Origin of the sequence: Kitasatospora sp. NPDC093102 (assembly GCF_040683915.1) — a bacterium.
In the GTDB taxonomy this organism is placed as follows: Bacteria; Actinomycetota; Actinomycetes; order Streptomycetales; family Streptomycetaceae; genus Kitasatospora.
In genome coordinates, this window is sequence record NZ_JBFBFA010000006.1 from 26,753 (window position 1) to 51,651 (window position 24,899).

The 24,899-nt window shown below is 75.2% G+C and carries 19 protein-coding genes and 1 riboswitch; of the genes, 12 read left to right on the forward strand and 7 right to left on the reverse strand.

All coding sequences use genetic code 11. The features are described from left to right. The first annotated feature begins 528 nt into the window (after nucleotides 1–528). The 6 genes from AB0O11_RS10845 (at nucleotide 529) to AB0O11_RS10870 (ending at nucleotide 6,179) form a co-directional block, all read left to right on the forward strand. The gene (locus AB0O11_RS10845) at nucleotides 529–1,311 is read left to right on the forward strand and encodes a 2,3-dihydro-2,3-dihydroxybenzoate dehydrogenase (protein WP_363384056.1); all 783 of its coding nucleotides are present in this window, start codon (nucleotides 529–531) and stop codon (nucleotides 1,309–1,311) included. A 168-nt stretch (nucleotides 1,312–1,479) separates the two neighbouring features. Continuing rightward, complete coding sequence (gene dhbC, locus AB0O11_RS10850; RefSeq protein WP_363384686.1) at nucleotides 1,480–2,631, forward strand: isochorismate synthase DhbC; 1,152 nt, start codon at nucleotides 1,480–1,482, stop codon at nucleotides 2,629–2,631. Nucleotides 2,632–2,651: 20 nt separating this feature from the next. Further along, nucleotides 2,652–4,307, forward strand: a complete 1,656-nt coding sequence (locus AB0O11_RS10855) for a (2,3-dihydroxybenzoyl)adenylate synthase (protein ID WP_363384057.1) — start codon at nucleotides 2,652–2,654, stop codon at nucleotides 4,305–4,307. Nucleotides 4,308–4,357: 50 nt separating this feature from the next. Further along, entirely contained in the window at nucleotides 4,358–5,068 is a 711-nt protein-coding gene (locus tag AB0O11_RS10860) for an isochorismatase family protein (protein ID WP_363384058.1), read from the forward strand. Next, the gene (locus AB0O11_RS10865; protein ID WP_363384060.1) at nucleotides 5,065–5,298 is read left to right on the forward strand and encodes a phosphopantetheine-binding protein; all 234 of its coding nucleotides are present in this window, start codon (nucleotides 5,065–5,067) and stop codon (nucleotides 5,296–5,298) included. The genes AB0O11_RS10860 and AB0O11_RS10865 overlap by 4 nt, the downstream gene beginning before the upstream one ends. A 101-nt stretch (nucleotides 5,299–5,399) precedes the next feature. Beyond that, on the forward strand, nucleotides 5,400–6,179 hold the full coding sequence (locus AB0O11_RS10870; protein WP_363384061.1) for an AMP-binding protein: 780 nt from the start codon (nucleotides 5,400–5,402) through the stop codon (nucleotides 6,177–6,179). Between the two features lie 129 nt (nucleotides 6,180–6,308). On the opposite strand, the gene AB0O11_RS10875 is transcribed toward AB0O11_RS10870, so the two are convergent. After that, nucleotides 6,309–7,484, reverse strand: coding sequence for an amidohydrolase (locus AB0O11_RS10875; protein WP_363384689.1), 1,176 nt, complete (start codon nucleotides 7,482–7,484; stop codon nucleotides 6,309–6,311). 167 nt (nucleotides 7,485–7,651) lie between these two features. On the opposite strand from AB0O11_RS10875, the gene AB0O11_RS10880 reads away from it, so the two are divergent. Genes AB0O11_RS10880 through AB0O11_RS10890 form a run of 3 tightly spaced genes read left to right on the forward strand, consistent with a single transcriptional unit; the run spans nucleotide 7,652 to nucleotide 16,486 of the window. Next, a complete protein-coding gene (locus tag AB0O11_RS10880) occupies nucleotides 7,652–14,917 on the forward strand; it encodes an amino acid adenylation domain-containing protein (protein WP_363384063.1) in 7,266 nt (2,421 codons plus the stop codon). After that, on the forward strand, nucleotides 14,910–15,095 hold the full coding sequence (locus tag AB0O11_RS10885; RefSeq protein WP_363384064.1) for an MbtH family protein: 186 nt from the start codon (nucleotides 14,910–14,912) through the stop codon (nucleotides 15,093–15,095). Before AB0O11_RS10880 ends, AB0O11_RS10885 begins: the two co-directional genes overlap by 8 nt. After that, entirely contained in the window at nucleotides 15,092–16,486 is a 1,395-nt protein-coding gene (locus AB0O11_RS10890) for a DHA2 family efflux MFS transporter permease subunit (protein ID WP_363384065.1), read from the forward strand. The genes AB0O11_RS10885 and AB0O11_RS10890 overlap by 4 nt, the downstream gene beginning before the upstream one ends. Before the next feature lie 4 nt (nucleotides 16,487–16,490). On the opposite strand, the gene AB0O11_RS10895 is transcribed toward AB0O11_RS10890, so the two are convergent. Together AB0O11_RS10895 and AB0O11_RS10900 are read right to left on the reverse strand one after the other, a co-directional pair. Beyond that, entirely contained in the window at nucleotides 16,491–17,048 is a 558-nt protein-coding gene (locus AB0O11_RS10895) for a hypothetical protein (protein WP_363384066.1), read from the reverse strand. Continuing rightward, nucleotides 17,038–17,961 carry an NAD(P)-dependent oxidoreductase gene (locus tag AB0O11_RS10900; protein ID WP_363384068.1) on the reverse strand — a complete coding sequence of 308 codons (924 nt, stop codon included), beginning with the start codon at nucleotides 17,959–17,961 and terminating at the stop codon, nucleotides 17,038–17,040. The genes AB0O11_RS10895 and AB0O11_RS10900 overlap by 11 nt, the downstream gene beginning before the upstream one ends. A 117-nt stretch (nucleotides 17,962–18,078) precedes the next feature. On the opposite strand from AB0O11_RS10900, the gene AB0O11_RS10905 reads away from it, so the two are divergent. After that, nucleotides 18,079–18,273, forward strand: a complete 195-nt coding sequence (locus AB0O11_RS10905) for a hypothetical protein (protein WP_363384070.1) — start codon at nucleotides 18,079–18,081, stop codon at nucleotides 18,271–18,273. Nucleotides 18,274–18,295: 22 nt separating this feature from the next. Here AB0O11_RS10905 and AB0O11_RS10910 read toward each other — a convergent pair whose 3' ends face one another. From AB0O11_RS10910 to fhuB, 4 genes are all read right to left on the reverse strand, one after another. Next, nucleotides 18,296–19,159, reverse strand: coding sequence for an MBL fold metallo-hydrolase (locus AB0O11_RS10910; protein WP_363384071.1), 864 nt, complete (start codon nucleotides 19,157–19,159; stop codon nucleotides 18,296–18,298). An 11-nt stretch (nucleotides 19,160–19,170) separates the two neighbouring features. Further along, a riboswitch (guanidine-III (ykkC-III) riboswitch) is annotated at nucleotides 19,171–19,238 on the reverse strand. A gap of 29 nt (nucleotides 19,239–19,267) precedes the next feature. Then, nucleotides 19,268–19,465 carry a DUF397 domain-containing protein gene (locus AB0O11_RS10915; protein ID WP_363384072.1) on the reverse strand — a complete coding sequence of 66 codons (198 nt, stop codon included), beginning with the start codon at nucleotides 19,463–19,465 and terminating at the stop codon, nucleotides 19,268–19,270. 51 nt (nucleotides 19,466–19,516) lie between these two features. Further along, nucleotides 19,517–20,698 carry an enterochelin esterase gene (fes, locus tag AB0O11_RS10920; RefSeq protein ID WP_363384073.1) on the reverse strand — a complete coding sequence of 394 codons (1,182 nt, stop codon included), beginning with the start codon at nucleotides 20,696–20,698 and terminating at the stop codon, nucleotides 19,517–19,519. Further along, nucleotides 20,695–22,863 carry a Fe(3+)-hydroxamate ABC transporter permease FhuB gene (gene fhuB, locus AB0O11_RS10925; protein ID WP_363384075.1) on the reverse strand — a complete coding sequence of 723 codons (2,169 nt, stop codon included), beginning with the start codon at nucleotides 22,861–22,863 and terminating at the stop codon, nucleotides 20,695–20,697. Before fhuB ends, fes begins: the two co-directional genes overlap by 4 nt. A 106-nt stretch (nucleotides 22,864–22,969) precedes the next feature. Here fhuB and AB0O11_RS10930 point away from each other — a divergent pair, with 106 nt between their 5' ends. Then, entirely contained in the window at nucleotides 22,970–23,989 is a 1,020-nt protein-coding gene (locus AB0O11_RS10930) for an ABC transporter substrate-binding protein (RefSeq protein ID WP_363384077.1), read from the forward strand. 26 nt (nucleotides 23,990–24,015) lie between these two features. Then, a complete protein-coding gene (locus AB0O11_RS10935; RefSeq protein ID WP_363384080.1) occupies nucleotides 24,016–24,798 on the forward strand; it encodes an ABC transporter ATP-binding protein in 783 nt (260 codons plus the stop codon). Nucleotides 24,799–24,899: the final 101 nt, after the last annotated feature.

Genomic DNA, 24,899 nt, shown 5'->3' on the forward strand with positions numbered 1-24,899 from the left:
GGCGCTCGTCACGGACGGGCGCGAGGGCTGACGGCCGACCGGCTCTCCCCGCAGCGCCCCGCCGAGGCCGGCATCGACGCCGTCCTCGCCATCCACCACGACCCGGCCCCCTGTGGCCACACCCCCCCGGATGTGCTCGCCACCCGCGTGGAGGCCGAGGAACCGTCCGGCCGCTGGAACGCCCTCCGGGAGCGCGACGGCTACGGCCACCGGACCGTCCACGCGCACAACTCCCGGTCCGTGCCGGGATTCTGTGGCGTCAAGCCGACGGAACCGGCGGGCCTGCCGATCCTCGACCTGTTCCACCGCCTCGCCCCCCCCGCAGCTTGGGGCCGAGGCCCGGCGACCGAGGCCGCCCGCCCCACACCCGGGGCCGGGCGGCCTCGTCGTGTCCGGGGGCGCTTCCGGTGGCGGGGCGTCCGAGGCGGGGCGGCCGGGCCGAGTTGACGTTCGCACAGGCTCTCGGCGCGGGCGAACGGTTATGTTAGGTTAGGCTTGCCTAATCTTGCTGGTCGGAGGGGATGTCCTGTGCAGCAACAGTCCGAATTCGCCGGTGTCGTCGCGATGGTCACCGGGGCCGGGCAGGGCATCGGCGCGGCCGTGGTACGGGCGCTGGTGGCCGAGGGAGCCGTCGTCGCGGCGGTGGACCGCGATGCCGGCAGGCTCGACGCTCTGGTGGCCGAGGTGCCGTCCGTGCGTCCGTACGTGCTGGACGTCTCCGACGCCCAGGCCGTGGACGGAGCCGTGGAGTCGGTCGAAAGCCGGCTCGGGCCGATCGGCACGCTGGTGAACGTCGCGGGGATCCTGCGCACCGCTCCGGTCGTCGAACTCACCGACGGGGACTGGGCGGACACCTTCGCCGTCAACACCACCGGCGTCTTCCACACCAGCCGCGCCGCCGGCCGTCGGATGGCGGCCCGCGGGCGCGGGGCGATCGTGACCGTCGGGTCCAACGCCGCCGGGGTACCGCGGGCCGGGATGGCCGCCTACGCGGCGTCCAAGGCGGCGGCCACCATGTTCACCCGCTGTCTGGGGCTGGAACTCGCCCGGTCCGGGGTGCGGTGCAACGTGGTGTCGCCCGGCTCGACCGACACCGAGATGCAGCGCGCGCTGTGGGGCGAGGACGCCGAGGCGGCCGAGCGCCGGGTGATCGAGGGTGACCCGGGCGCCTGGCGGGTCGGCATCCCGCTCGGGCGGATCGCCGCGCCCGCCGACATCGCGGAGGCGGTGCTGTTCCTGGCCTCCGACCGGGCGCGGCACATCACCATGCACGACCTGTACGTCGACGGCGGCGCGACCCTGCGCGCCTGAGCGGAGCCGAGCGGTGCTCCGCCCGCCCCTCCTCCTCGCCCTCCCGTAGAACCGTCCCAGACTGGAGAAACCGCCGTGACCACGGTGCACCACGCCCCTGCCGGGCCGATACCCGCCGGGCCCGACGCCCCGGCGACCTCCCTCGCCGACGGTCCGGACGACGCCGTCATCGGCGCGGCCAGCGGACTGCTCGGCCAGTACCGGGCCGGCTCCGACGAGGCGTTCTTCGCCTCGCCGACCCGCACCCTGCTCGGCTCCGGTGTGCACGCCCGGGTGCCGCAGGACGGGCGGCCGCTGCCGGTGCGGGTCACCGAGGCGCTGGCCGAGGCGGGCCGGGCCGGGGTCGACCGGCCACTGGTGGTCGGCGCGGTGGGGTTCGACCGGGACAGCCGGGTCGAACTCTCCGTCCCCGCCCGGGTCCGCACCGCCGGCGCGCTGCGCGACGACCCGCTGATCGCCCTGCCCGCGCCGTCGGCCGAGCGGATCGACTGGCGGATCGACCCGGTGCCCGCGCCGGAGACGTACGGTGCGGGCGTAGCGGCGGCCGTCAAGCGGCTGCGCGGCGGGGAGTTGAGCAAGGTGGTGCTGGCCCGGACGCTGGAGCTGAGCGCCACCGAGCCGCTCGACCTGCCCGCGGTCCTGCAGCGGCTGGCCCGGCGCGACCCGGGCGGCTACACCTTCGCCGTCCCGGCAGGCGGCGGCCGCACCCTGATCGGTGCCAGCCCCGAACTCCTGCTCTCCCAGCGGGGAACGGCCGTGCTGGCCAACCCGCTGGCCGGCTCGGTGCCGCGCAGCGAGGACCTCGGCGAGGACGTCCGGCGCGCCGCCGCGCTGCTGGAGTCGCCCAAGGACCTGCACGAGCACGCCGTCGTGGTGGACGCCATCCGCGAGGCGCTGGCACCGTACTGCCGCACCCTGGAGGTGCCCGAACGGCCCACCCTGGTCCGGACGGCCGCGATGTGGCACCTGGCCACCACGATCCGCGGCGAGCTGGCCGACCCCGCGGTCTCCGCCCTGGAACTGGCCTGCGCGCTGCACCCCACCCCGGCGGTCTGCGGCACGCCGACGGACGTCGCGCGCCGGGTGATCGGCGAGGTCGAGCCCTTCGACCGCGGCCTCTACACCGGCATGGTCGGTTGGCAGGACGCGACCGGCGACGGCGAGTGGGTGGTCACCATCCGCTGCGCCGAGGCGCAGGAGCGGACGCTGCGGGTGTACGCCGGGGCGGGTGTGGTCGAGCAGTCCCGGCCGGAGGCCGAACTCGCCGAGACCAGCGCCAAGTTCCGCACCTTCCTGGACGCCGCGGGGGTGTCCCGGTGACGCCGCTGGAGACCGTTCGGGTGGGTTTCACCCCGTACCCCGCCGAGTTCGCCGAGCGCTACCGGGCCGCCGGTTACTGGCGCGGCGAGACCTTCGGGCGGATGCTGCGCGAGCGCGCCGCCGCGCACGGCGAGCGGATCGCCGTCGTCGACCCGGGCGGCCACTCGGTGGCGGCGACGGAGCGGCGCTGGACGTACGCCGAACTCGACCGCCGGGCCGACCGGATGGCCGCCGGACTGCTCGCCCGGGGCATCCGGCCCGGGGACCGGGTGGTGGTCCAACTGCCCAACGCCGCCGAGTTCTTCGAGGTCGTCTTCGGGCTGTTCCGGATCGGCGCGCTGCCGGTCTTCGCGCTGCCCGCCCACCGGTACGCCGAGATCGGGTACTTCTGCTCCTTCACCGAGGCGGCGGCGTACGTGGTGCCGGCCGTCGAGGGCGGCTACGACTACCGCGAACTCGCCGCCCGGGTAAGGGCGGAGAACCCCGGGCTGCGGCTGGTGCTGGTGGCCGGCGAGGACCCGGGCGAGCACGTCCGGCTCGCGGACGTGCCCTGCGACGGGCCCGGCCCGGAGGCCTTCGGCGGCGAGCCCGGCCCCGGGGACGTCGCCTTCCTCCAGCTCTCCGGCGGCAGCACCGGTGTGCCGAAGCTGATCCCGCGCACCCACGACGACTACATCTACTCGCTGCGCGGCTCGGTCGAGCTGTGCGGGCAGGACCCGGACAGCGTCTACCTGTGCGTGCTGCCCGCCGCCCACAACTTCCCGCTCAGCTCGCCGGGTTCGCTCGGCACGCTGTACGCCGGCGGCCGGGTGGTGCTCTGCCCGAAGCCCGCCCCGGAAACGGCCTTCCCGCTGATCGAGCGCGAGGGCGTGACCATCACCGGGCTGGTGCCGCCGCTCGCACTGCTCTGGCTGGACGCAGCCGAGCGCGGCGCCCGCGGCTACGGGAGCCTGGAGGTGTTGCTCGTCGGCGGCGCCAAGTTCAGCGAGGAGGCGGCCCGGAGAGTGCGGCCGGTGCTCGGCTGCACCCTCCAGCAGGTGTTCGGGATGGCCGAGGGACTGGTCAACTACACCCGGCTGGACGACCCGGAGGATCTGGTCACCACCACCCAGGGCCGGCCGATCTCGCCGGACGACGAGGTCCGGGTGGTGGACGACCAGGACCGCGACCTGCCCGACGGCACCACCGGCCACCTGCTCACGCGCGGCCCGTACACCATCCGCGGCTACTGGAACGCGCCCGCGCACAACGCCGGCTCCTTCACCGCTGACGGGTTCTACCGCACCGGGGACCTGGTCCGGCGCACCCCGACCGGCCACCTGGTGGTCGAGGGGCGGGCCAAGGACCAGATCAACCGGGGCGGCGAGAAGGTCGCCGCCGAGGAGATCGAGAACCACCTGCTCGCGCACCCCGCGGTGCACGACGCGGCGGTGGTGTCGATGCCCGACCCGTACCTGGGAGAGCGCACCTGCGCGTACGTGGTGCTGCGCGCCGATCACCGTGAAAGGCCACCGAAGGGCGTCGAGTTGAAGCGGTTCGTGCGGCAGCGCGGACTCGCCGAGTACAAGGTGCCGGACCGGGTCGAGTTCGTCGCGGCCTTCCCGGCCACCGGGATCGGGAAGGTCAGCAAGAAGGACCTGCGCGCCGCGATCGCAGCCTCGCTGACCGCCGGCTGATCCCTTCCCGTCCGCATCCGTCTTCCGGACCGAGTTTAAGGAACACCACCGTGGGCCTGCCCCGCATTCCCCGCTATCCCATGCCCGCCGCCGGGGAGCTGCCCGCCAACCGGGTCGCCTGGACGGTGGACCCGGCGCGTGCCGTCCTGCTGGTGCACGACCTGCAGAACCACTTCCTGGACGCCTTCGACGCCGAGGCCGCTCCGGTGCCCGAACTCCTCGGCAACGTCGCGGAGTTGGCAAGGGCCGCGGGCTCCGTCGGCGTCCCCGTCGTGTACTCGGCGCAGCTCGGCGGGCAGAGCCCGGCCGAGCGCGGGCTGCAGCAGGACTTCTGGGGCCCGGGCATCCCGGACGACCCGCGGGCCACCGCGATCGCCGAGGCCGTCGCCCCGGCACCGGGCGACACGGTGCTCACCAAGTGGAAGTACAGCGCCTTCGTGCGCACCGAGTTGGAACAGCTGCTGCGCGAGCAGGGCCGGGACCAGCTGGTGATCACCGGCGTGTACGCGCACATCGGGGTGCAGGCCACCGCCTGCGACGCCTGGATGCGGGACGTGCAGGCCTTCGTGGTGGCCGACGCGGTCGCCGACTTCGGCCCGGCCGAGCACCGCGGCGCGCTGGCCTGGGTGGCCGGACGCTGCGGGATGGTCACCACGGCGCAGGCCGTGCTCGGGGCGCTGGGGCCGGTCGCGGAGCCGGCCGCCTCGGGCGTCCCGGGGGTTTTGGACCTCGTGGAACTCGAAGGGGTGGGCGGGAAGTGACGGGCGCGGGCTTCACGGTGGAGCGGATCCTGGCCGAGGTCGCCGATCTGCTCGGCGAGGACCCGGCGGAGATCCCGCTGGACGAGAACCTGGTCGACTGGGGGCTGGACTCCATCCGGCTGATGACCCTCGCCGCGCGTTGGCAGGAGGACGGCGCCGAGGTGGCGTTCGTCCAACTCGCGGAGCGCCCGGCGATCCGGGCCTGGGCCGAGCTGCTGGGCGCGGCGTGATGGCGGCGGGGATGGGCGGGGCGGTTCGGGACGCGGTCCGGGACGCGGCTCGCGGAGCGGTGCCGACCGCGGTGCCGCCCTCGGTGCCTTCCGTGCCGCCGATGCCCTCGACGTCCTCGATGTCCTCGATGCCGTCGATGCCCTCGGTGTCCGAGCTGCCTCCGCTGCCTCGTCGCGCGGTGCGGTACCCGGCGACCACCGTGGTGGGGCCGGTCGAGGCGCAGGCTGCCCGGACGCCGGATGCGTCGGCGCTGGTGCTCGCGGACGGGGAGACCGTCAGCTACCGGGAGTTGAACGTCTCGGCCAACCGGCTGGCGCGCGCCCTGGCCGCCCGTGGGGCCCGTCCGGGCGCGGTGGTCGGCCTGGGGACCGTCCGGCGTCCGGCGGAGCTGCTGACGGTGCTTCTGGCGGTGGCGAAGTCGGGTGCGGCGTACCTGCCGCTGGATCCGGCGGACACCCCCGGGCGGCGGGAACGGCTGCTCGCGGAGCACGCTCCGGTCTGCGTGCTGGGGGAGGGGGTGCCCGGGGCGCTGGCCGGGTTGGACACGGGCGGCGAACTGCCCACCGACCCGCCCCGGGCGCTCACCCCGCAGCACCTGCTCTGCGTCGGGTGCGGCCCGGGCGGGCGCCCGACCGCCGTCCGGCTCACCCACGCCGAGGCGGACCGCCGGGTGCGCGAGCTCCAGGCGGCCCACCCGCTCGGGCCGGGCGACCGGGTGCTGCACCTGGGCCTGCCGCTGTGGGAGTACCTGTGGCCGCTGCGGACGGGCGCCGCCGTGGTGCTCGCCGACCCGTGGCAGGAGGCCGACGCCGGGGCGCTGGTGCGAGAGCTGGGCGTGACGGCGGTGCGGGTGGCGCCGGGGGTGCTGTTCGACGGGTGAGGGCGGGCGGACAGGCGGGCGCGAGGACGGGCCGACGGACGGCTTTCGGATGACAACTTTCAGCGAACAGATGTCAGATGACAGATTTCGTTATCTGTTCGCTGAAAGTTGTCGTCTGTCACCCGTCGGTCAGCGCGGCTCGGCCGCCGGCTCGGCCGCCGGCTCGGGTGTCGGCTCGGCCACCCGACTCGCCGCCAGGTCCGCCGCCGTCCAGGCCATCGCCACCGCACCGTCCAGCACCGCCCGCTCCGCCTCCGCGCCCAGCGCCGCCTCGGCGAACGCCGCCTCGTGCGGGGCGCAGACGCCGCCGGTGATGTCCAGCACCGGATGGATCGACGGCACCGCGTGCGACACGTTCCCCATGTCCGTACAGGCGAAGGGCCCGCTCTCGACCGGCTCCGGCCGGCCGAGCGCCGCCGCGTTGGCCCGCCACAGCGCCAGCAGCCGGGGGTCGGAGCGCATGTCCAGGTAGTCCGGCTCGGGCCGGGTGAGCTCCACCTCGCAACCGGTGGCGAGCGCCCCGGCGCGGAAGCAGTCCTCGACCCGGGAGCGCAGTTCGGCGAGGTCCTCGGCCACCGAGGCCCGGATCTCGTACTCGGCGCTCGCGCTGTCCGGGATCAGGTTCGGCGCCGTCCCGGCCGCCGTGGTGATGCCGTGCACCCGCCACTGCGGCGGGAGTTGCTGGCGCAGCAGCCCGATCGCGACCTGGGCGACGGTGAGCGCGTCGGCGGCGTTGCGCCCCCGGTGCGGGTCGAGGCTCGGGTGGGCGGCGCGCCCGGTGTAGCGGACGGACAGCGTGCCGAGCGCGAAGGAGCGGAAGTCGGCGACCTCGACGGGGCAGGGGTGGACCATCATCGCCGCGTCCACCCCGTCGAACGCCCCGGCCTCCAGCAGCAGCGCCTTGCCCGCCCCGCGCTCCTCGGCGGGCGCGCCGATCACCCGGACGGTGAGCCCGAGTCGGTCCGCGAACGGGGCGAGCCCGAGCGCCGCGCCGATCCCGGCGGCCGCGATCAGGTTGTGCCCGCAGGCGTGGCCGAGCCCGGGCAGCGCGTCGTACTCGCAGACCAGCGCGACGGTGGCCGGCCCGCTGCCGAGGCGCGCGTCGAACGCGGTGGCCAGGCCGTGGGCCGGCGCGGTGACCGCGTACCCGTGCGCGCGCAGCAGTTCGGCGCACCAGGCGGCCGCGCGGTGCTCCTCGAAGGCGGTCTCGGGGTGGGCGTGGATCCGGCGGCTGAGCGCGAGCAGCTCGGACCGGTGCGCGTGGACACGGTCCCGCAGGGCCTGCTTGGCGTCGGCGAAGGGCATGGTCGGCGGTTCGGCCGGGTGCTCGGTCGGGGATTCGGTCAGGGGCATGGGTGGCGTCTCCGGATTGTCAGGGACCCGGCCCTGAGGGGCCGTTGACCAGATCATATGAAGTTAGATTAGGCTAACCTAAGTAAGGCGTTCCGGATCCCCGAGGAGCTCTCCACCCCATGCCTGCCGTCGAAACCCAGATCGCCGACAGCCAGACCGCCGACATCCCCCTGCTCGCCGCCCAGGCCGCCATCTGGTACGCCCAGGCCCTCGACCCCGCGAGCCCGGTCTACAACACCGGCGACGCCGTCGAGATCACCGGCCCGCTCGACGAGGACCGGTTCGAGCAGGCACTGCGGCAGACGGTGGACGAGGCACAGGCGCTGAGCGCCGTCGTCGTCGCCGGCCCGGACGGCACGCCCCGCCAGCGGCTGCGCCCCGGCCGCAGCCGGCCGCTGCACCGCCTCGACCTGCGCGCCGCCGCAGACCCGGCCGCCGAGGCCGAGGCCTGGATGCGCGCCGACCTCGCCCGCCCGGCCGACCTCGCCGAGGGCCCGCTGTTCACCCACGCGCTCATCCGGCTCACCGAGGACCGCCGGCTCTGGTACCGCCGCATCCACCACCTCGCCGTCGACGCCTACGCGTTGACCCTCCTCGGCGATCGGGTCGCGGCCCTCTATGCCGCCCGTACCACCGGCGCCGAACCCGCCCCGAGCCCCTTCGCCGGACTCGCCGAGGCCGCCGCCGAGGAGGCCGCGTACCGCGGGAGCGCGGAGTACGAGGCCGACCGCGCCCACTGGTCGGCCCGGATGGCCGGCGCCGACACCCCGGCGACCCTCCCGGGCACCCCCGAGCCCGTCGCCGGCGACAACGGCGCCACCGGCGACAACGCCGCCACCGGCGACAACGGCGCCGCGTCCGGCGAATCGATCCGCCTCACCGCGGACCTGCCCGCCGGCACCCGCGACCGCCTGGAGCGCGCCGCCGGCGCCGTCCGCGCCACCTGGGCCGAGGTGCTCCTCGCCGCCGCGGCCGGCTACCTGCACCGCCTGACCGGAACCCAGGACGTCGTCCTCGGCCTGCCGCTCGCCAACCGCCGCGGCCCGGCTGCCCTGCGGACCCCCGTCGCCGCCGCCAACGTGCTCCCGCTGCGCCTCGCCGTCCGCCCCGCCGACAGCGCCGAGGAGCTGCTGCGCGCCGTGGTCCGCGAGCTGCGCGCCGTCCGCCGCCACCAGCGCTACCCGCTGGAGGACCTGCGCCGCGACCTCGCCCGCACCGGCGACCGCCGCGCCCTGTTCGGCCCGATGGTCAACATCAAGGCCTTCGAGAGCGACCTCGACCTGGCCGGCCTGCCCGGCACCGTCCGCAACCTCGCCGCCGGCCCGGTCGACGACCTGGCCCTGAACGTCTCGCCCGGCCCGGACGGCGCGCTGCGCCTGGTCGTCGACGCCGACCCGGCCCGCCACGGCACCGCCTCTCTCGCCGCCCACCGCGACGGCCTGCTGCGCTACCTCGACGCCATGGCCGACCTGCTGCTCACCGACGCGCGGACGCCGATCGCCCGGATCGACCTGCTCGACCCGGACGGCCTGCGCCACGCCACCGAAGGCCGTACCGAGCCCCCGGTCGAGCGGACCGTGCCCGAGCTGTTCGCCGCCCAGGCCGCCCGCACCCCGGACACCGTCGCCGTTCGCTGCGGCTCGGCCGCGCTGACCTACCGGCAGCTCGACGCCGCCGCCAACCGGCTCGCCCACCGGCTGACCGCCCTCGGCGTCCGGGCCGGCGCACCGGTCGCGATCGCCCTGCCGCGCGGCACCGACACCCTGGTCGCGATGCTCGCCGTCCTCAAGGCGGGCGGCGCCTGCGTCTCCCTCGACCTCGCTCACCCCGCGCGGCGCCTGGCCGCCGTGCTCGCCGACGCCCGCCCGGTCTGCGCGATCGGCACCGCCGAGGCCCTCGCCGGGATCGGCCTGCCCGCCGGCCTGCCCACCGTCCGGCCGGAGCAGGCCGACGGCCCGCCCGAAGCCGCCGGTGAGCCCCGCAGCGCCCCGCCCGCACCCCAACTGCACCAGCCCGCCTACGTGTTGCACACCTCGGGCTCCACCGGCCGGCCCAAGGGCGTGGTGGTCACCCACGCCTCACTGGCCAACCTGCACGCCGGCCTCGGCGAGGACCACATCGCCCCCGCCGTGCGCCGCACCGGACGGGACCGGCTGCGCGTCGCCCACAGTGCCTCGTTCGCCTTCGACGCCTCCTGGGACCCGGTGCTCTGGATGGTCCACGGCCACGAGCTCCACCTGCTGGACGACGCCACCTACCGCGACCCGGCCGCCCTCGCCGCCCACCTCGACCGCGAGCGCATCGACTACCTCGACCTCACCCCCTCCTACCTCGAAGTCCTGCTCGCCGAAGGCATCCTGGACGAGGGCCGGCACCGCCCGTCCGTCCTCGTGGTCGGCGGCGAGGCCACCCCGCCCGCACTCTGGCAGCGCCTGACCGCCGTTCCCGGCCTGCACCCCGTCGACCTCTACGGCCCGACCGAGACCACCGTCGACGCCTACGCCTGGACCCCGGGCCCCGACGGCACCCCGCACGGCCGGGTGGTGCGCGGCTCCCGCGCCTACGTCCTGGACGGCTCGCTGCGCCCCGCGCCCGACGGCGTCACCGGCGAACTGTACGTGGCCGGCGCCTGCCTGGCCCGCGGCTACCTCGGCCGCCCCGACCTCACCGCCGAACGCTTCCTCGCCGACCCCTTCGGCCCACCCGGCGACCGGATGTACCGCACCGGCGACCTCGCCCGGCGCCGCCCCGACAGCACCCTGGAGTTCCTCGGCCGGGCCGACGACCAGGTGAAGATCCGCGGCTTCCGGGTCGAACCCGGCGAGATCGCCGCCGTCCTCGCCGAACTGCCCGGCGTCGCCCAGGCCGTGGTGATCGCCCGCCCCGGCCCGCAGGGCAAGCGCCTGCTCGGCTACGCCGTCACGGAGAGCGGCAGTGCGCCGGACCCGGACGGGCTGCGCGCCGCGCTCGCCGCCCGGCTGCCCGCGCACATGGTCCCGGCGGCCGTCCTGCTGCTGGGCGAACTGCCGCGCACCGCCCACGACAAGCTCGACCACCGCGCCCTGCCCGAGCCGGCCGTCGCCGCCGGAGACACGGCGGCGGCCACGCCCCGGGAGGAGCTGGTGTGCGGCCTGTTCGCTGAGGTCCTCGGCCTGCCCCAGGCACCCGGCCGGGACGCCTCCTTCTTCGACCTCGGCGGCCACTCGCTGCTCGCCGGCCGCCTGGCCGCCCGGCTGCGCGACACCTTCGCCGCCCCGGTCGGCTTCGCCGACGTGTTCCGGCAGCCGACCCCGGCGGGCCTCGCCGCCCTGCTCGGCGCGGTCCGCGGTGAGGCCGCGGAGGCCGAGGAGCGCCGCTCGGCCCCGGTGCCGGTGCCGCGCACCGAGCGGATGCCGCTCTCGCCCGCCCAGCGCGGCCTCTGGTTCCTGCACCGCCTCGAAGGCCCCAGCCCCACCTACAACATCCCTCTGGCGCTCAGCCTCACCGGCCCGCTCGACCGGCGCGCCCTCACCCTCGCGCTCGGCGACCTCGTCGCCCGGCACGAAGTCCTGCGCACCGTCTACGGGGAGGAGCCGGACGGTACTCCGTACCAGCGCATCCTGGCGCCATCGGCCGTCGAACTGCACGACGGAACCGTCGACTTGGCCGAGGCCGTCCGGTACGCCTTCGACCTGACCGCCGAACCGCCGCTGCGCGCCACACTGTTCACCGGGATCGCCGGGCCCGCCGTATCCTCCACCGGGCCCGCCGGCGGCGCGGAGCAGCACACCCTGCTCCTGCTGCTCCACCACATCGCGAGCGACGGCGCCTCCACCACCCCGCTGCTGCGCGACCTGGCCGCCGCCCACACCGCCAGGACCGCCGGACGGGAACCCGAACTGCCGCAGCATGCCGTCCAGTTCGCCGACCACGCGGCCTGGCAGCGGGAGCGGCTCGGCACCGCCGACGCGCCCAGCCCGCTCGCCGTCCGGCAGGCGGAGCACTGGCGCGCCGCGCTCGCCGGACTGCCCGACCAGCTGGAGCTGCCCCTCGACCGCCCCCGCCCGGCCGTCGCGGGCCACCAGGGCGCCACCGTGCCCTTCGCCCTCGGCACCGAGGCGCACACCGCCCTGGCCGGGCTCGCCCGGGCCGCCGACAGCACCGTCTTCATGGCCGTCCAGGCCGGGCTCGCCGCCCTGCTCACCCGGCACGGCGCCGGCACCGACATCCCCGTCGGCACCCCGGTGGCCGGCCGCGAGGACGAGGAAACCGCCGCACTGGTCGGCTACTTCGTCAACTCGGTGGTGCTGCGCACCGACACGTCCGGCGACCCGACCTTCCGCGAACTGCTGGCCCGGGTCCGCGACACCGTGCTCGACGCGCACGAGCACGCCGACCTGCCCTTCGACCGCCTGGTCGAGGAACTCAACCCGGCCCGCTCGCTCGCCCGTCACCCGCTGTTCCAGGTGATGCTCGCCTGGCAGAGCCGCCCGGACGAGCGGATCGCCCTGGGCGGCGGCCTCACCGCCGAGATCACCGCGATCCCCAGCGGAACCGCCAAGTTCGACCTCACCCTCAACGCCGGCGAACTGCCCGGCGGCGGCATCGGCGGCTTCCTGGAGTACCGCACCGACCTGTTCGACGCCGCCACCGTGGCCGCCCTCGGGGAACGCCTGACCCGGCTGCTCACCGCCGCCGCGAGCGCCCCCGACACCCCGATCGGCCGGCTGCCGCTGGTCGGTGAGGAGGAGCGGCTGCGCGCCCTGGTGGAGTGGAACGGCGCCCCCGTCGCCTCCGCCCCGAGCGTGACGCTGCCCGAGCTGTTCGAGGCGGCCGCCGCCGCCAACCCGCACGCCGTCGCGGTCAGCTACCAGGACGAGCAACTCGACTACACCGAACTCGCCGCCCGGTCCGACCGGCTGGCCCGGCTGCTGGCCGCCGAGGGCATCGGCCCCGGCACCGTCGTCGCGCTCGCGCTGCCGCGTTCGCTCGAACTCGTCGTCGCCCTGCTGGCGGTGGCCAAGTCCGGCGCCGCGTACCTGCCGCTCGATCCCGACTACCCGGCCGACCGCCTCGCCTACATGCTGGCCGACGCCGCCCCCGCCGCCCTGCTCACCGACCGCGCCACCGCGCCCCGGCTGCCCGCCCACGAGGTGCGCCGACTCCTGGTCGACGGTCCGGAGTCCGAGCGCCACCCCGCCGTCCCGCTGGCCCAGCACGAGCGCACCCGCCCGCTGAGCGCCGAGGACACCGCGTACGTCATCTACACCTCCGGCTCCACCGGCCGGCCCAAGGGCGTGCCCGTCACCCACCACAACGTGGTCCGGCTGTTCAGCGCGACCGACCACTGGTTCGGCTTCGGCGCCGAGGACGTGTGGACGCTGTTCCACTCCTACGCCTTCGACTTCTCGGTCTGGGAGCTGTGGGGCGCCCTGCTGCACGGCGGCCGGCTGGTCGTCGTCCCGCACCTGGTCAGCCGCGACCCGGCGGCCTTCCTCGACCTGCTCGCCCGCGAGCGGGTCACCGTGCTCAACCAGACGCCGTCCGCCTTCTACCAGCTCAGCGCCGCCGACCGGGACCGCCCCGGCAGTGAACTCGCCCTGCGTTACGTGGTGTTCGGCGGCGAGGCGCTCGAACTCGCCCGGCTGGACGACTGGTACGACCGGCACGCCGAGGACGCGCCCACACTGGTCAACATGTACGGCATCACCGAGACCACCGTGCACGTCTCGTACATCGCCCTCGACCGGGCGAGCGCCGCCGCCGGGAGCAGCAGCACCATCGGCGTCAACATCCCCGACCTGCGGGTCTACGTCCTCGACCAGAACCTCCAGCCCGTCCCGCCCGGCGTCACCGGCGAGATGTACGTGGCCGGGGCCGGTCTGGCCCGCGGCTACCTCGGCCGTCCCGAACTGACCGCCACCCGCTTCGTCGCCGACCCGTACGCCGAGCTGTTCGGCGAGCGCGGCACCCGGATGTACCGCTCCGGGGACCTCGCCCGGCGCCGCACCGACGGCGTGCTGGAGTACTTCGGCCGCGCCGACCAGCAGGTCAAGCTGCGCGGCTTCCGGATCGAGCTCGGCGAGATCGAGGCCGTGCTGGCCGCCCACCCGGCCGTCGCCGACGCCGCGGTGGTGGTCCGGGAGGACGTGCCGGGGGACAGGCGGCTGGTGGGCTACGCGGTGGCCGACGGCGCCGTGCCGGACGAGCTGCGCACCCGCGCCGCCGCCGAACTGCCCGCGCACATGGTGCCCTCCGCCGTGGTGCTGCTCGATCGCCTCCCGCTGACCGCCAACGGCAAGCTCGACCGGCGGGCCCTGCCCGCCCCCGAGGCCCCCACGGCGGGCGCCGGCCGCCCGCCGCGCACCCCGCGCGAGCAGCAGCTGTGCGAACTGTTCGCCGAGGTGCTGGGCGTGGCCGCGGTCGGCGTCGAGGACGACTTCTTCGCGCTCGGCGGGCACTCGCTGCTGGTCGTGCGCCTCGCCGGGCGGATCCGCGAGGTGCTCGGACTGGAGGTCGGCATCGGCGCACTGTTCCAGGCGTCCACGGTGGCCGCCCTGGACGCCGCCCTCGCGGCGGGCGCGCCGGACACCGACGCCCTGGACGTGCTGCTCCCGCTGCGGCCCGTCGCTCCCGGCCGCCAGCGCCCGCTGTTCGCCGTCCACCCGGCCGGCGGCCTCAGCTGGTGCTACACCGGCCTGATCCGCAACCTGCCCGGCGAGGTGCCGATCTACGGCCTCCAGGCCCAGGGCGTCGGCGCCGCAACAGCCGAACTCCCCTTGCCGGCAACGCTGGAGGAGCTGGCCGCGCACTACGTCGACCGGCTGCGCGGGGTCCAGCCCGAGGGGCCGTACCGACTGCTCGGCTGGTCCACCGGCGGGATCATCGCGCATGCGGTGGCCGTCCGGCTCCAGGAGCTGGGCCAGAGTGTCGAGTTGCTGGCGATCCTGGACGCCTACCCCGCCGAGGGCTTCCGTGAACTGCCCGTTCCCGACCAGGCCGAGGCGCTGGAGGCGCTGCTCACCATGGGCGGCTTCGGGCCCGCGGACCTCGACGGCCGCCCGCTCGAACTCGGCGCCGTCACCGAGCTGTTGCGTGCCGAGGGCAGCCCGCTCGCCGGGCTCGACGAGGCCACGGTGGCCGCGCTGAACCGGATCTACCTCAACACCAACCACCTGGTGCGCGGCTACGACCACCGCCGCTTCGACGGCGACGTGCTGTTCTTCCGCGCCACCGTCGACACCATCGACGACACCCTGGTGCCCGAGCTCTGGACGCCGTACGTGTCCGGCCGGATCGCCGACACCGACGTGGCCTGCTCCCACAAGGACATGACCCTGCCCGCCCCGATCGCGCACATCGCGAGCGTGATCGCCGACCACCTGGAGAGGTCCTCCCATGAGTGACGCCCCCGCCAGCCCCTTCGACGCCGACGGCAAGTTCCTGGCCCTCGTGAACTCCGAGGGACAGCACTCCCTGTGGCCCGCCTTCGCCGCCGTCCCGGCCGGCTGGGGCATCGCGCACGGCCCGTGCGAGCGAGCGGCCGCACTGGAGTGGATCACCGCGAACTGGATCGCCCTGTGACCCCTCCGGCGGTCCAGGCCCCGGCGCGCCCCCTGCTCGCGGGGCGCGCCGCGGTGGTGGTCGTCTACACGGCCGCGATGTGCATGAACGGCCTGGACTCGACCATCGTCAACCCGGCGCTGTTCAGCATCGCCGAGGACTTCGGCCGGCCCGTCGAGGCGGCCAACGCCGTGGAGACCGCCTTCCTGGTCGGCCTCGCCCTCGGCCTGCCGGTGGCCGGCTGGCTCGGCGACCGGTACGGCGTCAAGCGGGTCTTCCTCGGCTCGCTCGCCGTCTTCACGCTCGCCTCCGCGCTCTGCGCGGCGGCGCCCGGCCTGGGCGCGCTGTCGGTCGCCCGGGCCGTCCAGGGCGTGGCCGGCGGGCTGCTCACGCCGGTCGGGATGACCCTGCTGTTCCGGGCCTTCGCCCCGCACGAGCGGGCCGGCCTGGGCCGCATCCTGATCGTCCCGACCGCGCTGATGCCCGCCCTCGGGCCACCGCTCGGCGGCTACCTCACCGAACACCTCTCCTGGCACTGGCTGTTCCTGGTCAACGTGCCGGTCGGGGCGGCGGCCGTGCTCATCGGGCTGATCGGCCTGCGCGGCGAGCAGGAGCCCCCGGCCGGCCGCTTCGACACCACCGGCTTCCTGCTCGCCACCCCAGGCCTCGGGCTGCTGACCTACGCCCTCGGCTTCGGCCCGGCGCACGGCTGGACCTCCCCGGGCGTGGCTCTCGGCGGACTGTTCGGTCTGGCGCTGCTGGGCGCGGCGGTTCGTCATCAACTCCGGTACGCCGAGCCGCTGGTGGACCTGCGGCTGCTCGCCGACCGCACCTTCGGCGCGGCGAGCCGGCTGGCCCTGCTGACCTCGGCCGGGCTGATGGGCGCGCTGTTCGTACTGCCGCTGCTCTACCAGGCGGCGCGCGGCGCCTCGGCCCTGGACGCCGGGCTGAGCGTCTTCCCGGAGGCGATCGGCCTGATGGCCGCCTCGCAGGTGGTCGACCGGCTGCTGCCGAGGCTCGGTCCGCGCCGCCTCGTCCTGCCCGCGCTGGTGCTCGCGGCGGTGGTCGTCGGCTCCCTCGGCTTCGCGGAAAACCCTTGGGCGGTGCGGGCGTTGATGTTCGGCGTCGGCCTGATCCTGGGCACCGCCGTGCTCACCGTCCAGATCGCCGGCTTCGCCGACGTCCCGCCTCCCGCCATGGGCCGCGCGATGGGCCTGTTCACCATCCTGCGCACCCTCGGCGGTGCCCTCGGCATCGCCGCCACCGCCGCGCTGCTCGGCGAGGTCGGCGACGGCGCGGGCCCGACGCCCTACCGCCTCGCCCTCCTGCTCACCGCCGGCCTGGTGGCCGTCGGCGCCCTCCTGGCCGCCCGGCTCCCGACGGAGGCCCCGGGCCCGCCCCCGGAGGACTGAACCCTCAGATGGTGGTCCGTTCGGGAACGGCGCGCGCCCGGACGGACCACCGCCACAGCGAGCCCAGGAGCAGCGCCCCCGGGACGACCCCGGCGACCGCGCCGACGGCGGCCGTCGAGGCGCCGCCGAAGGCCAGGGCCAGCCCGGCCACCGCGCACAGCGTCATCGCGGCGCCGAGGACGTGCACCGAGGGCCGCTGCCAGAGAGCCGCCAGGACGAAGAAGTGCGCGCTCACCACGGTGGCGATCCAGGGTCCGGTCGCCAGTGGGGTGTGCAGCAGCCGGTTGACCACCAGGATGCCGACGACGATCGCGGCTCCCCCGGCAGCCGGGATGAACTGATAGTTCCGTCCGACGGCGTTCTTCGGCCTGCCCCCGGTCCGGTCCAGCGGAGCCTCCCGGCCACCCCACCGGTTCCAGGCCCCGACCAGCGCGATGAACGCGGCCAGCGACACCACCCGCAGCCCCACCTCGACGGCGGCAGGCAGCGTGCTCGCGCCGGTCTGGATGAACACGAGCCCGAGAACGGCTCCGAGGATCCGGGCGGTTCGGTCAGTCGACATGCTCGCCATTCTGACGGCCGATCCGACCATCGGACCAGCCGCGCTGTCCGGCCGCTTCGGCCAGCACGTCGGCCACGGTGCGACGAGGTCGATAGCCGAGCACCCTGGCGGCCCGCTCGGACACGTAGACGCGGTCGATCGAGCGGGGGAGATCCCACCCGAGCCGGTCGAACCCGGCCGCCGCCTCCGGCATGCGCTCCGCGATCAGGGCTGCCGGGGCCCGGTGAAGACGTGCGAGGTCGTCGGTCCGCCAGGGGTACGGGCCGGCGATGTTCACCACCCCGGCAGCCGTGGCGCTCTCGACGGCCAGCAGGTGCGCCCGCGCCACATCGGCCAGGTCCACGCCCCGGTAGAGGCGGTGCCGGGCCAGCAGGGGCGGCGGCTCCGGGAAGCAGCGGGCGATCCGCAGGCACGCCGTGGTCATGCCGGTCGCTTCGAGCACCAGACGCTCGGCGGCCAGCTTCGTCTCGTCGTAGACGTCGCGCGGCCGGGCGATCAAGTCCTCGGTCACCCAGACCGCCGCGCCGTCGGACGGCACCAGCGCGTGCCCGTACACCGAGGTCGAGCTCGTGAGGACGAACCGCCGCACCCCGGCCGCCTCGGCGGCGGAAAGCAGCTCCCCGGTCGCCCCGACGTTCACGGCGTGGAACTCCGCATCCGGCCGCACCCCGACGTGCGGCGCGTGCAGCGCGGCCGCGTGGACGACCGCCTCCGCCCCGGCGAGCGCCCCGCGCCATGCCACGCCGTCCCGTAGGTCCGCCACCACGTCGGTGTCGGGGGACCCCACCAGGTCCACCCCGACCACCGTGCGGCCCGACTCCCGCAGCAGCCGCACCACCGCCGACCCCACCAACCCGGCCGACCCCGTCACCACCACACGCCCCACCCGGGCCACCCCTCCCACACGCGTCACCGATCCGCCGAGCCTACGGCGCCGGGCGCGGTACTGTGCCGGAAGCACCGGAGGAGAGCGCATGAACCCTGAGCACTACCGCCTGCTCGAAGAGGCCCGCCGCAGCCTGCCGGATGGTTGCAAGGTCGAACTGTCGGGCGACATCATCGTCATGCAGGCGTCACCGCCGTCGATCCATCAGCGCTGTTCTCCGAGCCCAACCGTGACCGCTACCACACCCGGACGGAGCGGGAGTTCGGCGAGAAGATCGGCATCCCGGAGCCGTTCGGCTTCGAGCTGGACCTGACCCGGCTGGTGCCCTACCGGGATTGACCGGCCCCGGGGCCCCGGGCGCTCACTCGTGCGGCCAGAGGATCAGGTCGTCCAGCGGGTACCGGCGCGGACGGTCGCCGAGTTCGGCGACGGCGGCCCGGATCCGGTGCAGGTGGGCCGAGGTGAGCTGGAGCGGCGGCTCCTCGGGCTGGTGGGTGGTGCGGATCGGGTAGTCGACGCCCGGCTCGCGGGTCATCTCGATGTGGCAGCCGAGCACGTGCGTCACCGGGTGGCTCTCGGCGAAGGCGACCAGCCGCTCGATGCTCCGCCCGAAGGCCGGCCAGTCGTTGATGTACAGCCGCCCCGGGTAGACCGTGTCGCCGGTGAGCAGGAAGCCGGTCCACGGGTCGTAGTAGGTGACCGACGCCTCGTGGTGTCCCGGGGTGGCCAGGCACTTCAGCACCCGCCCGCCGCCGAGGTCGACCGGGGCCACCGCCTCCTCGTCCCGGTCGAAGCCGAAGTACGGCCAGGCCGCGGCGAGTTCCCCGCCGACCAGGGTGGTCGCCGGCCGGTCGGCGAACTGGCCGTCGCCGGCGACGTGATCGCCGTGCGGGTGGGTGTGCAGGACCAGCAGCGGATAGTCGCCACCGGGCCGGGGGTTGCGGGCGAGCCACTTCTCCACCAGCTCGTCGACCGTCGCGCGCAGCGGGAAGTACACGGCCTCGGCGGTCGCCCCGGTGTCGATCAGTACTGCCCGCTCCGTCCCGAACAGCAGGAACAGGAACGGCGCCTCGTAGTGGACCGCCTTGTTCTGGCGCAGGATGACGGTGTGCTCGTCGTACTCGTGGACCTGGATGTCCGGGTCGGTGTTGTGCTTCGCGGACGGGGAGCCGTGGATCCATCGCACGTCCAGCGGACGGGTGATGGGAGTACCGGCAGCGGACATGACGCCTCCAGGGTGCGTCGTCTTGGCAGGCCGGGTACGGCGCACGTCTCGTCCGGGGCCGGCGCCGCTGCGCCGCCCCGGGGACGCTAGCACGGGCCGGCGGCGGACTCAGCCGGTTGTAGGAGAAGCGTTCCGGGCGAACTCGACGAAGTCGGCCCAAGCCCGGGGAGCGAAGGCGAGCCGGGGGCCGGTCTTGTCCTTGGAGTCCCGCACGCGGACGGTGCCCGGGGTGAGGGCGACCTCGACACAGTTGCCGCCTTCGGTGCCGCTGTGGCTGGACTTGAACCAGGCCGGTGCGGTGCTCATGGACGCGTTCATGGCCGACCCCCCGTGGTCATCCGGTATGGACTCCCGACGTCAGGCGCCCGAAGGTTCGGGGGTGTGCGAATCGGTCGAAACCATCCCCACGGGTGATCCGAGCAGGTGAGCGAGCCCGTCGGCGAGGCCGCCGCGCCAGCAGGCGTAGTCGTGGCCGCCGTTGAACTCGCGGTAGGCCAGGTCGTAGCCGCGGGCCGTCAGGACGTCGCGCAGGTGGCGGTTCTGGGCGAGGAGCATCCACTCCTGGAGGCCGACCTCGATCCAGAAGCGGGCCGGACGCCGTTCCTCGGCGGCGAAGCGGCGGGTCAGCCATTCGCTGCCCGCGTCGAACTCGGTCCCGTCGGGCCACCAGAAGGAACCGGACTGGGACAGCGCGTTGCCGAAGCGCTCCGGGCGGCGGTAGGCGGCGTAGGCGGCGGTGAGGCCGCCCGCGCTCTGGCCGGCGATCACGGTGGCGGCCGGGTCGTCGCTCACGCCGAACTCCGCGCCGGCCCACGGGAGGAGACGGTCGGCGAGGAGGTCGACGAAGGCCGGGTTGCAGCTGAGGTCGTCCGGGCGCTGTGGGCCCATGGTGTGCACCAGCAGCGCGACGGTGGGCGGGATCGCGCCGTCCGCCGTCAGGTTGTCGAGGCTGTTGCCGACGGACAGCACCTCACCCCACATCTCGCCGTCCAGCAGTACCGCGCCCGGGTACGGGCCGCCGTCCGCGCGGTGCCCGGCCGGGAGGTGGACGTCCACCCGCCGGCCGGCCACCGTACGGGCGAGTGTCCGCCCGCGCGGCACGCCGTCGCGCCGCCGCACGTACGGCTGCGCGGGCGCGGCGGGCAGGCTGAGCACCGAGGAGGGGTGACGGCCGTCGCGGGCGGGCAGCCGGGGCTCGGTGTCGTACGGGTCGGGGCGGGCGTGGTCGAGGACGCGCAGCCAGTCGGGGCGAGTGGTGCCGGGGGCCTCGCCGCGGAACGGGTACAGCTGGTACGAGGCGCGGTGGTCCGCGCGCAACCGGTAGGTGATCGACCAGGTTCCATCGGCCTGACGCTTCATCAGATGCGGCGTCAGGTCGCCGGCGTGGCGGTCCTTGTCGGTGACGGTGTGCAGCAGCGCGAGCACGCCGTCGCAGCCGTCGTCCCGGTGGGCGAAGGTGACCAGGCGGTAGGCGGGGTCGTCGGGGTCGGGGGCGACGACGAGCGGGGTCTTCACCGTGAGGTCTCCAGAAGTGGTCACGCGGGGCTGCCCTTGCGGCCGAGCAGCACCCAGAGCAGGAATGGGCCGCCGAGGACGGTGGTGACGATGCCGACGGGGATCTCCACCCCGGCGAACAGCACCCGTCCCAGGGCGTCCGCGAGCACGACGAGCAGGGCGCCGGTCAGCGCCGAGCCGAGCACCGGCACCCGCGCGGGTCCGGCCAGCCGCCCGGCGATCACCGGTGCGGCCAGCGCCACGAAGCCGACCGGCCCGCAGACGCCGACCGCCAGCCCGGCCAGCGCGACGGCCAGCAGCAGGCAGGCGAGCCGGACCCGGCCCGGGTCGACACCCAGCGCGGAGGCGACGCTGTCGTCGAAGCGCAGCACCGCCAGCCGCCGGGCCGCCACCAGTGCGAGCGGCACCAGCACCGCCAGCCCGATCAGCACGGGCGTGGCGACGGAGAGGTCCCGCCCGTTGAGGCTGCCGTTGGTCCAGATGTACAGCGAGCCGGCCGAGTTGAGCGAGCGCCGGGCCATCGCGACCTGGATGACGGCAGAGGCGAGCGCCGACATGGCGAGTCCGACCACCAGCACCCGATAGCCGCGCGCGCCGAGCCCGCCGGAAGCCAGGGTGACGACCAGGACGGCGACCAGCGCGCCGAGCGGTCCCGCCCACCAGGCGCCGAAGGTGCCCGCGACGCCGGCGGAGACCAGCACGGCGGCGGTCGCGCCGTCGTTGACGCCGAGCAGTTCGGGCGTGGCCAGGCGGTTGCGGGCGAGGGTCTGGGTGAGGCAGCCGGCCAGGCCGAGGGCGGCCCCGGCGGCGAGCCCGGCGACGATCCGGCCGAGCCGGAACTTCTGCACCAGCAGCACGTCCAGCCGGTCGCCGTAGCCGAACACCGCCCGGAAGGTGCGGGCGAGGTCGAGTTCGCTCTGCCCGGCGTGTGCCGAGACCACCACGGCGGCCAGCAGCGCGGTGGCCAGGCCGAGCGAGGCCAGCAGCGCCCGGCGCGGCAGCAGCAGTGACCACGCGCCGTAGCGCAGTGCCAAGTCCGGTTTGGGCGGTGCGGGTTCGCCCCGCCGTGCGGACGGCGCGGACTCGGCGGGATCGGCCATGGCCAGGGCGGCGGAGTGCCGGGAGCGGACGATCGCGATCAGGGCCGGGGCGCCGACCAGCGCGACGATCACCGACACCGGCGCCTCGAAGGGCCGGGCCACCACCCGGGCGAGCACGTCCGCACCGGTCAGCACGGTGGCGCCGAACAGCGCGGCGAGCAGGGTGAGCCGGCCGACCCGCGGGCCGGCGACGGTGCGGGCGAGGAAGCCGGAGAGCAGCCCGAGGAAGGCGACCGGCCCGGCCAGCGCGACCGCCGAGGCGGTCAGCAGGGTGACCGCGAAGCCGACGGCGGCCCGGGTGGCGCCGGGCCGGTGGCCCAGGCCGCGGGCGAGGTCGTCGCCGAGGGCGAGCGCGGTCAGCGGCCGGGTGGTGAGCGCGGCGAGCAGGAACCCGGCGCCGAGCATCGGGGCGAGTTGGCGCAGGGTCGTCCAGCCCTCCACCCCGGCCAGCGAGCCGAGCACCCACACCCGGTACCGCTCGTACGCCTCGGGGGAGTTGACGATCAGCACGTCGGTGAGCCCGCGGAAGATCGCGGCGACGGCGGAGCCGGCGAGCACCAGCCGCATCGGGGAGCCGCCGCCGCGGCTGCTCGCGACCAGCAGCACCACGGTGCTGGCGAGCACCGCGCCGCCGAAGGCGAAGGCGAGGTAACCGAAGGAGGTCTGCACGCCGAGCACGGCTATGCCGAGCACGACGCCCAGCGAGGCGCCGGCGTTGACGCCGAGCAGGCCGGTCTCGGCCAGCGGATTGCGCGTGACGGACTGCAGCTGCGCCCCGGCGACGCCGAGCGCGGCGCCGACCAGCAGGGCGGTGAGGGTGCGCGGCAGCCGCAGGTCGCCGACGACCAGGGCGAGCCGGCCGTCGGCGCGGGCTCCGTCGCGGTTCAGCAGGTAGTCCAGCACCCGCCCGGGTCCGACCTCGCCGGCGCCGACCGACAGGGAGAGCGCGGCCAGGGCGAGCAGGAGCACCGCCGCCGCCGTGACGGCCGGCCAGGCCGGGCGGGCGCCCTCCGTGCGGTCCCCGGGTCGTCGGGGCTCCGGCGTGGCGGCGGGGGGCGCTTCGGGGACGCCGGCTTGCGACAATGTCATAAGGTAAGGCTAACCTAATGACCGAGCCGCCTCGAGAGGCACCTCCGCCGTGCCGAGCTGCCCGGACGTCGCTCAACTCCCGTACCACCGTTGCCCGGAGGCACCCATGCCGTTCGCCCGTCGCCCGCTCAGCCCCGTCCGCCGCCGTGCGGCCCAGGCGCTGGCCGTCACCGGGGCGGCCGCGCTCCTGCTCACCGGCTGCGGCTCCTCCGGCTCCTCCTCGGGCTCGCCTGCGGCCGCCTCCCCGGCGGCGGGCCCGGCGGGCGGCGGTGACGGCGGCGGCAAGCGGACCGTCAAGGACGCCACCGGCAAGGCCGTCGAGGTCCCCGCCGAGCCCAAGCGGATCCTCACCCTCACCCAGGAGGACCTGGACGCGGTGCTCGCCCTCGGCGTCAAGCCGGTCGGCATCACCAACGGCCAGGGGCTGGCCGAGCCGCCCGCGTACCTCAAGGACAAGGTGCAGGGCGTCCCGGTGGTCGGGAACCTGCTCCAGCCCGTGATGGACAAGGTGATCGCCGCCAAGCCCGACCTGATCCTGGCCGGCGACATGCAGGACGAGCAGGTGCTCAGGCAGCTGCGCGAGATCACCCCCGCCACGCTGGTCACCATGGCGCCCGCCGACGACTGGAAGCTCGCCTTCCGGGGCATCGGCAACGCCGTCAACAAGCTCGACCAGGCCAACAAGGTGATCGGCGACTACGAGGCCAAGGCCGCCAAGGCAGGCGGCGAACTCGCCGGGAACAAGGGCGCCGCGGTCTCCATCGTGCGCTGGAACCCCACCGGCCCGAGCTGGATGGAGAAGAAGCAGTTCGCCAGTGGCGTGGCCCTCGACATGGGCCTGACCCGCCCGGCCGCGCAGGACAAGGACGGCAACGCGCACAGCCCGGCGCTCAGCCTGGAGAAGCTCAACGAGATCGACGGCGACTGGCTGTTCCTGTCCACCCTCACCGACGACGGCAAGGCCGCGCTCAAGGAGGTCCAGTCCAAGCCCGCCTACCAGGAGCTGGGCGCGGTGAAGAACAACCGCACCGTCACGGTGGACGGCTCGGTCTGGTCCACCCGGGGCGGCCCGCTCGCCGCCGACGTGGTCATCGGCGACATCGTCAAGGCGCTCGGCGCCAGCTGAGCCCGCACCGGTCAGGGGGAAATGCCATGGAGTTGACGGTCCAGGGGCTCGGTGCCGGCTACGGGCCGGGGCGACCGGTGCTCAGCGGCGTCGACCTCACCGTCCCGGCCGGGCGGGTGGTGGCGGTGGTCGGCCCGAACGGCTGCGGAAAGTCCACCCTGCTGCGGTCCGTCGCGAGGCTGCACCGGCCGGACGCCGGACGGGTCCTGGTCGGCGGCGAGGACGTGTGGCGGTTGCGTCCGCGCCAGGCCGCCCACCGGGTCGCGCTGCTGCCGCAGAGCCCGCAGGCCCCGGAGGCCGTCACCGTCACCGGACTCGTCCGCTACGGCCGCCACCCGCACCAGGGGCTGTTCCGCCAGTGGTCGGCGGAGGACGAGCGGCTGACCGCCGAGGCCCTGCGCGCCACCGGCGTCGAGGACCTCGCCGACCGCCGCCTCGACCGGCTCTCCGGGGGGCAGCGCCAGCGCTGCTGGCTGGCCATGGTGCTCGCCCAGGACACCCCGGTGGTCCTGCTCGACGAGCCGACCAGCGCGCTCGACCTCGGGCACGCGGTGGAGGTGCTGGAGCTGGTCCGCCGGGTCGCGGCGGGCGGGAGGACGGTGGTCATGGTGCTGCACGACCTCGCGGCGGCCGCCCGCTACGCGGACCTGCTGGTCGCGCTGCGGGGCGGTGCGGTGGTGGCCTGCGGGCCGCCGCGCGAGGTGGTGGACGCGCCGCTGGTGCGCGCGCTGTACGACATCGACAGCCATGTGCTCGCGGCGCCGGGCGACGGCGCTCCGGTCATCGTTCCCCGGGCGCCGCTGGGCTGACGGGGCGGCTGCCTTCCGGCGGCCGCCCCGTTCTCTTCTCCTCTTCGATCACTCGTTCGAGTGGTTTGAACTCTGCATGTCACGACCCAAATTCACCCCGC